This window comes from Streptomyces sp. NPDC006335 (genome assembly GCF_040612795.1).
Taxonomy (GTDB): Bacteria; Actinomycetota; Actinomycetes; order Streptomycetales; family Streptomycetaceae; genus Streptomyces.
The window spans coordinates 1-15,014 of the sequence record NZ_JBEXQX010000011.1; the positions used below are offsets into that span (position 1 = coordinate 1).

Genomic DNA, 15,014 nt, shown 5'->3' on the forward strand with positions numbered 1-15,014 from the left:
CAGCGGCTTGCCCATCTCCAACGTCATCAGCAGCGCCAAATCCTCGGTGCGCGCGACGATCAGGTCGTAGGCGCGGCGCAGGATCTCGCTGCGCACCCGGGGTGCGGTGGCGGCCCAGGCGGCCTGCGCGGCGACCGCCGCCGCCACGGCACGCCGGCCGTCGGCAGGCGAGGCGTCGGCGACCTGGCACAACTCCTCGCCGGTGGCCGGGTTGTCGACGGACAGGGTCCGGCCGGACTCCGCGTCCTGCCAACTACCGCCGATGAACAGCTGCTTGGGAACATCACGGACGACAGTCATGGTGGGTGTCTCCTTGAGGGGTGTGGAAGGGCTGCCGACCGGTCAGCGGATGCGGTCCAGCGTCTTGTAGTAGGCGCCCGCGAAGGGCAGGAACCAGGCGGTGCCGTTGTAGAGGGGGATGCGGGGCGGGGCCAGGTCGCGGACGGGGCTGACCTCGGGGTGGCCGTCCAGCACCTCGGCCATGACGTGCCCCATGTGCGTGGCCATCTGTACGCCGTGGCCCGCGTAGCCCATGGAGTAGTGGACGCCGTCCTCGGTCTGCCCGGCGTGCACGATGCGGTCCATGGCGAAGCCGACGGAACCGCCCCACACGTACTCGACCTTGGTACGGGCGAGTTGGGGGAAGATCTCGCACATCTCACGGAACAGGACGGCACCGCTCTTCTTGTCCGAGGTGGGGTCGGAGGGTGCGAAGCGGGCACGCCCGCCGAACAGCAGGCGGTTGTCCGGGGTGAGCCGGAAGTAGTGGCAGACCTTGTTGGAGTCGACGATGAGGCGGGCCTTGGGAATGATGTCCCGGGCGAGGTCCTCGCCGAGCGGCTCGGTGACGATGATGAAGCTGCCCAGGCAGACCTGCTGGCGGCGCAGCCACGGGAAGTTCTTGTCGGTGTAGGCGTCGGTGGCCATCATGACCTGTCCGGCACGGATCACACCGCGCTCGGTGCTGACCTCGAACCGGCCGGCGGCGGTACGGCGCACTCCGATGGCCGCGTTGCGTTCGTGGATCTCGACACCGGCGCGCTCGCACGCCTCGGCCATGCCGCGCACGAAGCGGCCGACGTGCAGTGCGGCGCTGAACGGGTCGAGCAGGCCGCCGTGGTAGGCGTCGGAGCCGATCTCGGAACGCAGCTCGGCCTTGCTGATGAGTGTCGTCTCGTGCCCGAAGTACTTGGCCAGGTCCCGCTGTTGCGCCTTCTTGCTCTCGAAGTGCGCGGGGCGGGACGCCACCCCGAGGCGTCCGACGCGACGGAACTGGCAGTCGATCGACTCCTCGTTCACCAGCCGCTCGACGGTGTCCACGGCCTCGCCGTAGGAGTTGTAGATCTCGCGGGCCCGTTCGAGGCCGTACCGGCGGATGGCCTGGCCCACGCCGATGGTGAAGCCCAGGTTGGCCATGCCGCCGTTGCGCGCGGAGGCACCGGAGCCGATCTGGCCCTTCTCGACGAGGGTCACGCGGGCGCCCTTGCGGGCGGAGTGCAGGGCGGTGGACAGACCGGTCAGGCCGGCGCCGACGACCACCAGGTCGGTGTCCTCGGTCAACGGCTTGCCGGACCGGTCGGGAAACACCCCAGCGGTTTCTATCCAATAGGGAATCGTCTTCATTTCGGGTCCTTTGCGGGGAGTTTCGAAGCGGGGAGCGACCGGGCGCCACCAGGGGCCCGGCCGACGGCGCTGTCAGCGCCGTGACGGTCGGATCGACGTCGGACGGGAGGGCGTTGAAAACCGGGACCGGCAGGGTGTGCACATCACGTCAGCCGCGGTCGACCGGCGTCTTCTCCGGACTCGCTGCCGCGTGTCCCAGCCGCTTTTACAAGACCCTTTCGAGGAACGCCTGGGTTCGTTTCTCGCGGGGGTTGCCCAGGACTTCGCGGGCGTCGCCGCGTTCGACGGCTATGCCGCCGTCCATGAACAGCACCTCGTCGGCGACCTCGCGGGCGAAGCCCATCTCGTGGGTGACGAGCAGCATGGTCATGCCGTTGCCGGCGAGGTCGCGCATGACGGCCAGTACTTCCCCCACGCGTTCGGGGTCCAGGGCGCTGGTGGGTTCGTCGAACAGCATGATGGTGGGGTCCATGGCGAGGGCGCGGGCGATGGCCACGCGTTGCTGCTGGCCGCCGGAGAGCTGGGCGGGGTACTTGTGGCCGCACCCTTCCAGGCCGACCCTGGCCAGCAGTTCTCGCGCCTTGTCCCGGCTGGCCGCGCGGTCCTTCTTCTGTACCAGCACCGGTCCGGACATGACGTTGCTCTCGGCGGTCATGTTGGGGAACAGGTTGAACTGCTGGAACACCATGCCGATGCGGGCACGCTGCTCGGCCAGCCGCCTGGGGCGCACGGCGTGGTAGGCGTGGTCCTTCTCGACGTAGCCGAAGTCCTCCCCGTTGACCTTGAGGACTCCGCGGTCGACGGTCTCCAGGCCGTTGATGCACCGCAGCAGCGTCGATTTTCCGGATCCGCTGGGCCCGATGATGCAGGAGATCTCGCCGGCCGCGACGGTCAGGTCGATGTCACGCAGGACCTGGTGACGTCCGAAGCTCTTGCACAGCTTGCGTGCGACGATCGTTCCGTCGGCGTTCACAGCAGGGACTCCCTCGTGGTGGGCACGGGCTGGCCCGCCCCCGGCTCGGCCGAGGTGGCGGCCGGGGTCAGCCGCGTCCTGGTCGAGCGGGAGAAACGGCGCTCGATCATGGACTGCGGCACGCTCAGCACCAGCGTCATGATCAGGTACCAGAGGCTGGCCACGATCAGCAGCGGAATCGTCTGGTAGTTGCGGGCGTAGATCGACTGTGCGCTGTTCAGCAGGTCGGCGACGCCCAGCACGCTCACCAGCGAGGTCTCCTTGAGCATCCCGATCACCTGGTTGCCCGTCGCGGGGATGACCGCCGGCATGGTCTGCGGGATGATCACGTGCCGCAGCTTGGTGAACCCCGACATGCCCAGCGACTCCGCGGCCTCGTGCTGTCCGCGGCTGACCGAGGCGAACCCGCCGCGGATGATCTCGGACATGTAGGCGGCCTGGTTCAGCGTCAGCCCCACCACGGCCGCGGTCATCGGCGTCATGATCGCGTTCACGTTCACCGGCGTGGAGATGTCGGTGAACGGGATACCGATCGACAGGTTCGGATACAGCGCGGCGATGTTGAACCAGAAGATCAGCTGCACCAGCACCGGCGTGCCGCGGAAGAAGGCGATGTAGAGCTGGGCCAGCCCGGAGACGGGCCGCTGGTGCGACATCCGCATCACCGCCAGCACCAGCCCCAGCACCGTGCCCAGAGCCATGCTCGCCACGGTCAGAAGCAGCGTGATCAGCAGCCCGTTGAGAATGGTCTCGGTGGTGAAGTAGCTGAACACCACCGGCCAGCGATAGTTCTCGTTCGTCACCGCGGTCCACACCAGACCGGCCACGATCGCGATCGCGACGGCCCAGGCGACGTAGTCGCGCGGACGCTTCGGCGTGATCCGTTTCTTGTCCTCGGCCAATAGTTCTGGCACCGGTCGGCTCCCGGTCTTCGTACCGGTCAGATCGGTGGACATGTCAGTCCTGCGGGACGGCCATGGCCGCGGTCTTGATCCCGAGGCCATCGAAACCCCAACGGCCGAGCGCCTTGGTGTACTTGGGGTCGTCGATGATCGACTGGATGGCAGCCTGCACGGCGGGGGTCAGCGGCGACTCCTTCTTCAGCGCGACGGCCACGGTCTTGGTGGCCACCATGGGCTGCAGGACGTCGAACGTCTTGGGCTGCTGATCGGCCGCCCACCCGAGCGCGATGAAGTCGTTCATCACCGCGTCGATCCGCTTGGAGACCAACTGGGTGAGGGCGTCGTTCACGCTGGGCAGGGTCACCGCCTCGATGGCCGGCTTGCCCTTGCTCGTACAGTCCTGCTTGGACAGCTGGGGCAGCCACTGCAGCTCCGCGGTGGTGCCGGAGGCGACACCGACACGGTGCCCGCACAGGGTGTGGGTGCCCAGCTTCTGCGGGTTGCCGTAGGGGACGGACACTCCGGTTCCGGAGTTGACGTAGTCGACCATGTCGAGCACCTTCAGCCGGTCCTTCGTGGCACCCATGGTGGATACCGTGAAGTCGTACCGATCGGCCTGCAGGCCGGTGATGATGGTGTCGAACTTGACGTTGCTGATCTGCAGCTTCAGACCGAGCTTGGCCGCGATCAGCCGGGACATGTCCGGGTTGAACCCGATCGGGGTCTTGTTGTCGGACGCCATGAACGAGGTGGGCGGGTAGGCCAGGTCCATGGCCACCGAGATCGTGCCCTTGGCCTTCACGGCCGCGGGCAGCAGCTTCACCGCCTTCGGGTCCGGCTTCACGCCGATCGAGATGTCGTCGGTGTGCTCGGCCGACGAGCCGGAACCTCCACCCTGGGTCGTGCTCTTCGCCCCTGCGTTCTGCGCGATGCCGCCCGCCCCGCACGCGGTGAGCGCGAGTGCCAGGGCGGTCGTGACGAGCGGGACGCTCACGTGCCTGTTGACCTGCATGGCGGCGGCCACAGCGCCTGCGGTGCGGAATACGGTTCTGCGGCCTGTCCGGTTGCTTTCCATGGCGGTGCCTCCTGAAGAACGCTGGGAATGCGGGAAACTGATGGTGAGGGGATGACGTACGGGTCCCGACGGGGGCCGGGACGCCGTGAGTCGGCGGTCGGGAACGCGCAGGTCTCTTGCGCGACGGCGCGAGACCCGGGGGACCACCTGGACGAAAGTGCCGGGTGGGGGGGCGCGTCGCGCGTCAGATGCCGAGCATCTGGTTGAGCTCGTCCAGCGACTTCACCGTCACGTAGTCGTAGCCGTGGGTGACCGGGTCGTAGCCGCGGTCCAGCAGGACAAGGTTGCGGAAGCCCATGTCGTGCATCGACATCAGGTCGTAGCGGGTGTGCGAGGAGACGTGCACGAAGTCCTCGGGGGACGCGTCGAGCTGGTCGAGCATGTACTCGAACGCCGCGAAGCGGGGCTTGTAGTAGCCGGCCTGCTCCGCGGTGAAGACCGCGTGGAAGTCCGCCCCGAGCCGGGGCACGCTCTCCGCGAGGAAATCGTCCCCAGCGTTGGAGAGGATCACCAGCTTGTAGTTCTCCCCCATCTTCTTCAGCGGCTCCGGCACATCCGCGTGCGGGCCCCAGCCGCGCACGCCGTCGGCGAACCGCTTGCCCGCGTCCGGGGCCGCCTTGATGCCCCACTTGCGGCAGACCCGCTCGAAGGCGGCCTGCAGCGTCTGCTCGTAGGGGTAGTACTTGTCGAGGACCGAGTCGTAGCGGTAACCGCGGAACTCCTTGATGAACTGGTCCCAGTGCTCGGCCGGGATCTGGTCACCGACCAGCTCACGCGTGATGGGGGTCATCGGCCACTCGATCAATGTGCCGTAGCAGTCGAACGACACGTACTTCGGGCGGAACTGGAACGAGGGAATGGGCATGGAAGTGCACTTCCTTCTTGCTCGGGGGACGGGTTGCGGGGGTGTGGGCTCGATTTTCGACATGCCCATGACAGAGATGTCGGCTGGGGATGATGCCGACGACGGTCGCCGGGGGTCAGGCGGCGCCGACTCCTGCGGGAGCGAGGAAGTCGACGGGGTGTGCCGTGGCGCCGTCGAGCGCCAGGTCGGCGGCGATCTCGCCCATCGCGGGCGAGATCTTGAAGCCGCTGCCGGAGAAGCCGGCCATGACGATGATGTCGTCCTCGCCGGGGAGATGACCGACGAGCGGGTTTCCGGACTCCGTGTAGCCCTCCATGTAGGCCGACATCCTGATGGGGTCGGGGTTCAGGTCGGGCATGAGCTCACGGATGAGCTCGTGGAACGTGGCGAGTTCCTCGGGGCGGACCGTGCGGTCGAGCCGTTCGGGCTCGGGCACCGGCAGATGGCGTGCGTGGGAGAGACCGATCTTGACGGAGAGGCCGTCGGGCGACGGGAGCCCGAAGCAGTCGTGGGGTGTGCTGCGCACGAACGGAAGGGCCCCGTCCGCGAACCAGTCGTGTCGAGTGGGTACGTGCCAGGAGCAGATCACCCGGCGGACGTCGACGGCCCGCGGCAGGTCCGGAAGCAGTGTGTTGATCCAGGGGCCCACGGTCACCACGGCGGCGTCCACGTGGTCCGTGCCGTGATCGGTGACGATCCGCACGCCGCCTCCCGACGCGCGGGCGACCTCCCGCACCGGGGTGTAGCGGTGCAGCCGGGCTCCCAGCTGTTCGGCGCGGTTGGCGGCCGCCTGGACGGACGCCTCGGGCCTGATGACGCCGCCCATCCGGTCGAGTACGGCGGTGTGGCCTTCCGGGAGGCGGTGCTGCGGGTAGCGGCGGGCGAAGTCGTCCCGGTCCAGTACTTCGTGATCCAGCCGATGGGCGGTGCTGACGGAGAGGAGGAGGCGCATGGACGGAGAGACCGTCTCTCCCATCACGAGGCAGCCGCTGCGGCGTCGGAGCGACCGGCCCGTCTCCGCCTGGAGCTGCTCCCACAGCCCGTCGGCGAGCCGTAGCAGCGGGATGTACCCGGACTCGCCGAGGTGGGCGGCTCGGAAGATGCGGCTCTCGCCCCCGGCCGCGCCGCGGTCGTGACCCGGTGCGTAGCGGTCGTAGCCGATGACCTCGGCTCCGCGGGCGGCCAGTCGCCACATGGCCTGGCTGCCCATGCTGCCGGCACCGATCACGGCGACGCGCTTCGGGACGCGCATGAGGTCGCTCCTCTCGATGGTGTGGTCTGGGTGGCAGTCGGGCCCCGACACGGTGCGGACACCGTGCGGAGGCTTCCGGTGAGGGGCCCACCGGGGATGGCGACAACTCTCGGCCCGGCGGAACCCGCAGGTCAACCCACACTGTGTTCCACCTTGGGGCCTTCTCGAGACGGTCTGTACCGAGGACCGCCAGGGCTGCACAAAATGCCGGCCACCCCCTTGTCACGGTGAGTGGCCGGTGCGAAGGTGAGCCCGATTCCCCTGGATGAAAGCACCCCCGATGCCTCCCAGACATCCCCTACCCGGGCACTTCCCTACAGTCAGGGAGGTACTGCGCCTGCCCGTGCTCAGCGAAGGAATGCCCCGCGTGCTGGCCGGCGAGTCACGGCTGGACGGCGCGGTGCGCTGGGTGCACATCACCGAGCTGCTCAATCCGGCCGATTTCCTCGAGGGCGGCGAGTTGGTGCTGACGACCGGCATGCCGTATCCCGAGGACGCCTCCGAGCTGCGCGGCTACGTCGACCAGCTCGCCGACGTCGGCGCGGCCGGCCTGGTCGTGGAGCTCGGTTACCGGTACCGGAAAGTGCCCGACGAACTGGTGGCGGCCTGCCGTGCCCGAGAAGTGCCGCTGGTCGAGCTGGCCCGTGGCGTCCGGTTCATCGACGTCACGCAGACGGTGCACGCGCTCATCCTCGACGCCCAGGGAGCCCTGCTGCGCCGCGGGAGGGACATCCAGGACGTCTTCACCGCCCTGACGCTGCGGGGCGCGGAGCCCGAGGAACTGGTGCACACCACGGCGGAGCTCACCGGAGCCCCCGTGGTACTGGAGGATCTCACCCACCGGGTCCTGATGTGCGAACTGCTCGGCCGGCCGTACGAGCCGGTGGTGTCGGCCTGGTCGCGGCGTTCGCGGGCCGCCCCGACGCCGGAGAGGATCATGCCGAGCGGCCCGGAGGGGTGGCTGATCGCGCCGGTGCAGGACCATCACGGGCCCTGGGGACGGCTGGTCCTGCTGGAGGGACGGCTGAACGCCGAGCCCGACCCGGAACACGTCCTGGTGCTGGAGCGGGCGGCGGTCGCGCTGACCATGGCACGCCTGGCCGGACAGGCCTGGTGGGAGCGCCGGGCCCACCGCACCGTGCTGCGGGACCTGTACGAACGGCGCTTCCGCTCCCCCGCCGACGCCCGCGCCCGCGCCGAGGCCCTGGGGCTCCCCGCCTACGGGCACCGGCTCTTCGCGGTGGTCATCCGGCACCCCTACACCGGCACCGAGGGGGAGCACCTCGACGAACGGATCGCGAAGGCGCTGACGCAGACCGGCGTCCGCGCCCTGGTCGGCGAGACGGCCCCGGGCCGGATCGGCGTGCTCATGGCACTGGCGCAGGCGAGCGCCTGGCAGCCGGTCGCCGAACGGATCGGCCGTCTGGCCCGGGAGGAGCTCGGGGCGCAGGCCGTCGTCGCCGTCGGTCCCGGGGTGACCGACCTCGCCGGGATCGCCCGGTCGTGGCAGGAGGCGGAGCAGACGGCCGAGGCGATCACACCGGCCTCCCCGGAGCGGTGGTTCTACGTCCCCGCCGACGTCCGGCTGCCGGAGTTGCTGGGCGTCCTGCGCGAGGACACCCGTCTTCAGCGGTACGCGGAGCGGCAGTTGACCCGCGTCATCGAGCACGACGACCGCAACGGCGGCGACCTGCTCGCGGCGCTGCGCGCGTATCTGGCGGCGGCCGGGAACAAGTCGGTCGCGGCGAAGCGCGCCGGCATGTCCCGGCAGGCGTACTACCAGCGCCTCCACACCATCGAACGGCTCCTCGGCTGCGACCTGGAGTCCGGTCTGGAGCGTACGTCCCTGCACGTCGCGGTGTTGGTCCTGGACGCGTGCGAAGCAGCCGAGCCGGGCGACTGACGGGCACGTCGGCCGTCGGACGGAGCGTCATGAGGGCAGCGGCTCGCGCGGGCCGGGCAGCACCGGACCCGTCCTCGCTCGTCACCCCGCCTTCGTGCCGATGGGGAGGACTTCCCCCGAGCGCAGGTGCTGCCTCAGCCACTGCTCGGTGTTGGTCACGTGCAGCAGCGCGGCGGCCTGGCTGAGGGCGGCATCACGAGTGGACAGGGCGTTGAAGATCGCCTCGTGCTCGGCGAGCGTGCGGCCCGCCGCCTTGTCGTCGACCAGACCACGCCAGATGCGGGCGCGCAGGGTGCGGCCGGAGATGCCGTCCAGGAGGGCGAGGAGGCTCTCGTTGCCCGTGGCCGAGACGACGGCGCGGTGGAAGGCGGCGTCGTGGGCGTTGAGCCGTTCGACGTCGTCGCGGGCCTCGCGCATGGCGTCCAGGTGCCGCTCGACGTCGGCCAGTTGGTCGTCGGAGATCCGGGTCGCGGCAAGGGCCGTGGCCACCGGTTCGAGGAGCCGCCGTACCTCCATGAGGTCCTGCAAGGCGACCGCGTCGCCCTGGAGCAGCTCCACCGCGCCGCCGAGTCCCTCCAGGAGGAGGCTGGGCTGCAGGCTGGTCACATAGGTGCCGTCGCCGCGCCGGACCTCCAGGACCCGCGCGACGGCCAGGGCCTTGACCGCTTCGCGGGCGAGGTTGCGGGACAGTCCCAGCTGGGCGGCCAGGTCCGGCTCCGGTGGCAGCTTCGCCCCCGGAGGCAGGGCTCCGGTCCGGATCAGCTCACGGATCTGCTCGATCGCCCTGTCCGTCAGAGACACCGCGCTTCCCTCCCCCACCGTGCCCCGCGAGCACGTCCGCCCCGATCAGCCCCTGAGCGCGGAGATCGTCCAGACCGCGTCCGTCCGGACGTGCTGATCATGGAGTTCCACGTGTCGTCCGACCTGTTCGCACTCCGCACACCGAGGGTGACGTTGATGATAGTGGGACGCGTTCGGGAGAGTGATCACGGCGGCGGGCAGGGTGGTCCCATGCGCACCCCGCGGCCTAGTGATCGCGCACGACGAAAGCCGACCGCCGTCGCCCGGTGGGCCGTTGTGACCGAGACCCTGTGTCCAGGGCGCCAGTACGGCCCACGCGACCGCCGTCCCGATCTGGGGTCCGGTGAAAGCGCCGACCAGCTCCGGGCCGCCTGCACCCACCGCCACCCGCGCCGGGCCGCTCGTCAGGAGCCGCGCCGGCTCACGGCGGTACCGGACACGGCGAGCAGGGAAAGCAGGACGAGAGCGCCTGCCGGGGCGAGTACGGTCCAGGGCGCCAGTTCCCCGTACGGCTGGTTCTCGGACAGGAGGCGGCCCCAATCCGCGGTGGGCGGCTGCTCGCCCAGGCCCAGGAAGCCCAGGGAGGCCAGCACCAGGACGGTGGTGGGCAGGCGCAGGAGGGCGTTGCGCAGCACTCCCGGCAGCGCCGCGGGCAGCAGATGATGGCGGAGCAGATATCCGGGGCCGGCGCCGAAGGACAGGGACGCGAGCATGTGGCCGCTGGCCCGTTCCTGTTCGAGCAGGGCCGCGGCCTGGGCGGCGTACGGGGTCCAGCCGACCAGGCACACGGCGAGCGCGGCACCCCACGCCGACGGTCCGGTCACCGCGGTCACCAGCAGACCTGCCAGGACCGCCGGCAGCGTCGACACGGCCTCCGTCAGACCGGCGCCCACGTGCGCGGCCATGCCCAGCAGGAATCCGGTGACGGTGCACACCGCCGTCACCGCGAGCGCCACGCCCACGGTGCGCACCGCCCCGTGCCCGAGCCGGGCCAGCAGATCACGGCCGAGCGCGTCCGTGCCCAAGGGGTGCGCGGCGGAGGGTGGGAGCAGCCGGGCCGCCGTGTCCACCTGCAGGGGATCGCGCAGCAGCCCGGCGACGACCAAGGCGAGCAGCGCGGCGGCGCAGACGACGACGATCCAGCGGTCGGCGCGCCCACGCCGCGAGGTCGGCACGTGCAGGGCCGGCAGGGCTCCGTCCCGCAGGGCCGGGCCCAGCAGAGCGCGCCGCAGGACCCGGATGAGCAGGCCCGCGGTGATGCCGAGCAGGACCAGGACCAGGGTCGTGGTCTGCAGGGACGGGAGGTCCTGGGCGATGGCGGCGTCCAGGGCCAGGCGGCCGATCCCCGGGATGTTGAAGATCTTCTCCACCGCGACGGCCCCGCCGACCAGCGCCACGACGGTGGGCAGGAGTTGCGGAAGCACCCCGGACGACGCCCGGCGCAGTGCGTGCCGGGTGATCCGGTCGGCCGGGAGGCCGTAGGCCCGCCAGGTCCGCGCCCAGGGTTCGTTGTAGGCGGCGGGCAGCGCCTGGGACAGCAGGCCGCCGATCATCGCCCCGGACGGCACACCGAGGGCGAGTGAGGGCAGCATCATCGATCGCGGTCCCTCCCAGCCGCTGGAGGGGAACCAGCCGAGCCACACCCCGCACACGGTGGCGAGCAGTGAGGCGAGCAGGAACTTGGGCAGCGCTGCCAGGACGGCGGCCGCGGACGCCCCGCCGACCCGGTGGGACCGGCGGGAGCAGAGCCAGAAGGCGCGGGCACTGACCAGGACGGCGACCACGACGGTCACCACGAGCGCTCCGAGCATCAGCGTGAGGGACACCGCGAAAGCGGCCGCCACCTGGGGCAGGACCGCTTCGCCCGACACCCAGGAGGTGCCCGCGTCACCGCTGAGCAGTCCGCCGAGCCAGTGCGCGAGGTGGGTGAACGGGCCCTGGTCCAGGCCCAGTTGCTCACGAATGGCGGCCAACTGCGCGGGGGTCGGATCCTGGTCGGCGGAGCGGGCCCGCAGGACGGTGAGCGCGGGGTCGTTCCCGGACAGCCAGGGCAGCAGGGCGACGGCCGTCAGCAGCGCGGCCGCGGCGACCAGGCGGCCGAGGCCCGTGCGCCACCGGGCCGGCCGGGTTCCGACGGCGACCGATGTGACGCTCATCGCCGCTACTTCAGACGGGTGTCGACGTCGATCAGGGAGCGCTCGCGGGGGTCGAGGAGGACGCCCTCGACATCGGGAGCGATGCCCTGGACGACCTTCTCGTGCACGAGCGGCACGACGGCGTCGGTGCGCAGGACGTCCGCCTCGGCAGCCATGATCTTCTGGTGCCGCTTCGCCATGTCGCCTTCCTCGGCGGCCGCCCTGATGGCCTGGTCCACCTTGGCGTCTTTCAGGCCGGCGATGTTGTACACGCCGTCGCTCGCGAAGTCGCTGGCGAGGTAGGCGACCGCGTCGCCGGTGTCGAGGAGCGTCACGCGGGAGAAGACGAGGGCGTCGTACTTCCCGGCGAGGAGGTCGGCCTCCATCTGGGTGTACTCGCGGACGTCCTGCCGCACGCGGAACCCGGCCTTCTCCAGCTGCTGTTGCAGCACGGTGGCGGCCTCGGGCAGTTCCGCGCGGTTGGTGTAGGTGGCCAGGCGCAGGGTCCTGCTCCTGGTCTCGGACTTCACCTGTGCGGTGGTCGCGGCCTTGGCGCGTCCGGTGACCGCGACGCGCTTGTCGGCGGCCCAAGGGACGGCGGGACCGAACAGGCCCTGCGCGGGATCGGCGTACCCGCCGAAGACGGAGTCGACGAGCGCCGAGCCGTCGACGGCCTCGCGGGCGGCCGCGCGCAGCGCCGGGTCGGTGAAGAGGCCGCTGCGGGTGTTGAGGACGAGGCTGTCGGTGCGTACGGAGGGCACCACGTGGCGGGTGTTCTCGGCCAGCAGCTTCGCCTGTGCGGTGGGGATCCACTCCGCCATGTCGACGTCGCCGGCGCGCAGGGCGTTGGCGCGGGCGGTGCCGTCGGCGATCCATGTGACGTCGATGCCGGGCGCCTTGGCCTTGCCGCCCCAGTAGCCGTCGTAACGGTCGAGCGTGGCCTCGGACTTGTCGGTGAGCTTGGTGATCTCGAAGGGGCCGGTGCCGGTGCCGACCGGGCTGACCGCGCCGCCCTTGCCGTACGCCTTCGGCGCGAGGATGCTCAACGCCGGGCTGGCCAGCCGCAGCGGGAGTACGGGGTCGGCGGCCTTGGTCCTGATCGTGACGGTTCCGGCGTCCTCGGCCCGCGCGGTCAGGGTCACGTCGCTGAGGACGCGGGGCTTGGGCTCGGCGGCGGCCGCGTGGTCGAGCGCGTTGACGACGGAGTCGGCGGTGACCTCGGTGCCGTCCTGGAAGGTGGCCTTGCGCAGGGTGAAGGTCCAGGTGGTGGCGTTCTCCTGCTTCCAGGACTTCGCCAGCGCGGGCTCAGCGGCGCCGTTCTTGTCCAGCGCCGTCAGGCCCTCGCTGACGGAGAGCTTGCTCAGCACGGTGGCGTCGTTGCTGTACGGCGACAGGGCCTGCACCGGCGGCACGGCGAGCGCGACCTTCAGCCGCCCCGCGGAGCCGCCCTCCGTACCCGAGCCCGCCTCGCCGGACACGAAACAGCCGGAGAGCAGCGGTGTGAGAGCGAGCGCCGCGACGAGGCGGCGGGAGGTCGTACGCATGAGGGTCCTGTCGTGCTGAGGGAAACGCGAGGAGGCCCCTGCACGTCGGCCGGATCGAAGGGGCTGCGCCAGCATATAAGGCAAGCCTTACTTGATCTACCTGGGTAGGTGAACTGTTAACCAACGCCGCCGTCAGGTCACCTGCACCGCCGGGTACGGCGCGACGGTCCTGACCGGCTCGGACCTCATGACGTCCCGCTGCTGTCGAAGCGCATCGACAAGGGTGGAGGTCTCTTTCAGTCAGCTAAGCGCCCCATCAACTCCGCCTCCACCTCACGCCAGACTCTTGTTTCGCACGAATCTCTTCCGTTACCTTCGCCTGCCAGGTGAAGCGCTTCGATTCATGCCCTCCAGCCTCGCCACGACTCCACGAGAGGACCTATCGGGTGCCCAACCCCGTGATCCCCGGCTTCCACCCGGACCCCAGCATCTGCCGGGTCGGCGAGGACTACTACCTCGCCTGCTCCAGCTTCGAGTACTTCCCGGGCGTACCCCTCTTCCACAGCCGCGACCTGGTGCACTGGACGCAGATCGGCAACGTCCTGGACCGGCCGGGCCAGCTGCGGCTGCCGGCCGACATGCCGTCCTCCGGCGGGATCTACGCACCCACCCTGCGCCACCACGACGGGCGCTTCTGGCTGATCGTCACCAACTGCAGCGAGGGCGGCGGGAACCTCATCGTCACGGCGACCGACCCGGCGGGGCCGTGGTCGGATCCGGTCTGGGCGCCGGGTGTGCCCGGCATCGATCCCGACCTGGCCTGGGACGAGGACGGCACCTGCTGGTGCACGGTCGCCGGGGTCTCGCAGGTCCGCATCGACCCGTCCACCGGGCAGACGTACGGCACTCCGCACCGGCTCTGGTCGGGCGGGCCCGGCGCCAAGGCCCCGGAGGCGCCGCACCTGTACCGGATCGGCGAGTACTGGTACCTGCTCATCGCCGAGGGCGGCACCGAGCGCGGCCACGGTGTGTCGATCGCCCGCAGCCGTACGCCCGACGGCGCGTTCGAGCCGTGCCCGGCCAACCCGGTCCTCACCCACCGCGGCACCGACCACCCCATCCAGAACACAGGGCACGCGGACCTGGTCCAGGGCCCCGACGGCTCGTGGTGGATGGTCCTGCTCGGCGTACGACCGCGCGGCGGCACCCCCGGCTGGCACGTCCTCGGTCGTGAGACCTTCCTTGCGCCCGTGACCTGGGTGGACGGCTGGCCGGTCGTCGGCGAGGTCGGCCCGGCCCTGCCCGAACTCCCCTGGCCGCTCTCCCCCGGCTCGGTCGAAGAGCATCGCGACGACTTCGAATCGGCCGACCTGCGGCCGTCCTGGATCTCCCTGCGCGACCGGCCCGCCGAGCACTGCACCACCGAGGAGCGGCCCGGCTGGCTGACGCTCCGCGCGCGGGGCGATTCGCTGGACGAGCCCGACGTGGTGTTCACCGGCCGACGCCAGCAGCACCTGTCGTGCCGGGCGCGGACGCTGGTCGACGCCGCGGAGGGCAGCGGCGGCCTCGCCGTCCGGCTCGACGAGCGGCACCACTACGCGATCGAGGTGTCCGGTACACAGGCGCGGGTGATCGCACGCGTCGGCTCGCTGCGTACGGTCGTGGCCGAGCGATCGGTGCCCGCCGGTCCGGTGGTCCTCGCCGTCGCCGTCACGGACCCGCCCGCACCGCACGGGCCGTGCACCGGACCCGACGTGGTCTCGCTCGGGGTCGAGCAGTCCGACGGCACGTTCACCGAGCTCGCGAGCCTCGACGGCCGTTATCTGTCGACCGAGGTCGCCGGCGGCTTCACCGGCCGGGTCATCGGCATGTACGCCTCGGTCGGCACCGTTCACTTCGACTGGTTCGACTACGAGCCCCTCGACGGCTGAAGCCCGGGTGCCGCCCTGGCGGCCGCCTTCCTGAACGGCCGGTGCCCCGGTCGCCCTTCCCGGTGACCGG

Annotated in this window: 12 protein-coding genes; 2 read left to right on the top strand and 10 right to left on the bottom strand. The window is 70.6% G+C overall.

Annotated features, from left to right (window positions below):
• From ABZ098_RS27795 to solA, 7 genes are all read right to left on the bottom strand, one after another.
• Positions 1-300, bottom strand: a 300-nt coding sequence (locus ABZ098_RS27795; RefSeq protein ID WP_356595626.1) for an aldehyde dehydrogenase family protein, incomplete at its 3' end; no start/stop codon positions are given.
• Between the two features lie 42 nt (positions 301-342).
• Entirely contained in the window at positions 343-1,623 is a 1,281-nt protein-coding gene (locus ABZ098_RS27800) for an FAD-binding oxidoreductase (RefSeq protein ID WP_356595628.1), read from the bottom strand.
• 205 nt (positions 1,624-1,828) lie between these two features.
• Positions 1,829-2,596 carry an amino acid ABC transporter ATP-binding protein gene (locus ABZ098_RS27805; RefSeq protein WP_356595630.1) on the bottom strand — a complete coding sequence of 256 codons (768 nt, stop codon included), beginning with the start codon at positions 2,594-2,596 and terminating at the stop codon, positions 1,829-1,831.
• Positions 2,593-3,552 carry an amino acid ABC transporter permease gene (locus ABZ098_RS27810; RefSeq protein ID WP_356595632.1) on the bottom strand — a complete coding sequence of 320 codons (960 nt, stop codon included), beginning with the start codon at positions 3,550-3,552 and terminating at the stop codon, positions 2,593-2,595. Before ABZ098_RS27810 ends, ABZ098_RS27805 begins: the two co-directional genes overlap by 4 nt.
• A gap of 1 nt (position 3,553) precedes the next feature.
• A complete protein-coding gene (locus ABZ098_RS27815; RefSeq protein ID WP_356595633.1) occupies positions 3,554-4,573 on the bottom strand; it encodes an ABC transporter substrate-binding protein in 1,020 nt (339 codons plus the stop codon).
• 184 nt (positions 4,574-4,757) lie between these two features.
• Positions 4,758-5,438, bottom strand: a complete 681-nt coding sequence (locus ABZ098_RS27820; RefSeq protein WP_356595635.1) for a haloacid dehalogenase type II — start codon at positions 5,436-5,438, stop codon at positions 4,758-4,760.
• Between the two features lie 115 nt (positions 5,439-5,553).
• Positions 5,554-6,690 (bottom strand): N-methyl-L-tryptophan oxidase, encoded by a 1,137-nt coding sequence (gene solA / locus ABZ098_RS27825; protein ID WP_356595637.1) that lies wholly within the window; start codon positions 6,688-6,690, stop codon positions 5,554-5,556.
• A 280-nt stretch (positions 6,691-6,970) separates the two neighbouring features.
• Between solA and ABZ098_RS27830 the strand changes: the two genes are divergently transcribed.
• The gene (locus ABZ098_RS27830) at positions 6,971-8,593 is read left to right on the top strand and encodes a PucR family transcriptional regulator ligand-binding domain-containing protein (RefSeq protein WP_356595639.1); all 1,623 of its coding nucleotides are present in this window, start codon (positions 6,971-6,973) and stop codon (positions 8,591-8,593) included.
• 81 nt (positions 8,594-8,674) lie between these two features.
• Here ABZ098_RS27830 and ABZ098_RS27835 read toward each other — a convergent pair whose 3' ends face one another.
• The 3 genes from ABZ098_RS27835 to ABZ098_RS27845 form a co-directional block, all read right to left on the bottom strand.
• Complete coding sequence (locus ABZ098_RS27835; protein ID WP_356595641.1) at positions 8,675-9,394, bottom strand: FadR/GntR family transcriptional regulator; 720 nt, start codon at positions 9,392-9,394, stop codon at positions 8,675-8,677.
• Positions 9,395-9,798: 404 nt separating this feature from the next.
• Positions 9,799-11,550 carry an ABC transporter permease subunit gene (locus tag ABZ098_RS27840; protein ID WP_356595643.1) on the bottom strand — a complete coding sequence of 584 codons (1,752 nt, stop codon included), beginning with the start codon at positions 11,548-11,550 and terminating at the stop codon, positions 9,799-9,801.
• A 5-nt stretch (positions 11,551-11,555) separates the two neighbouring features.
• Complete coding sequence (locus tag ABZ098_RS27845; RefSeq protein ID WP_356595645.1) at positions 11,556-13,073, bottom strand: ABC transporter substrate-binding protein; 1,518 nt, start codon at positions 13,071-13,073, stop codon at positions 11,556-11,558.
• Positions 13,074-13,459: 386 nt separating this feature from the next.
• Here ABZ098_RS27845 and ABZ098_RS27850 point away from each other — a divergent pair, with 386 nt between their 5' ends.
• Entirely contained in the window at positions 13,460-14,944 is a 1,485-nt protein-coding gene (locus tag ABZ098_RS27850; RefSeq protein ID WP_356595647.1) for a glycoside hydrolase family 43 protein, read from the top strand.
• The last annotated feature ends 70 nt before the right edge of the window (positions 14,945-15,014 follow it).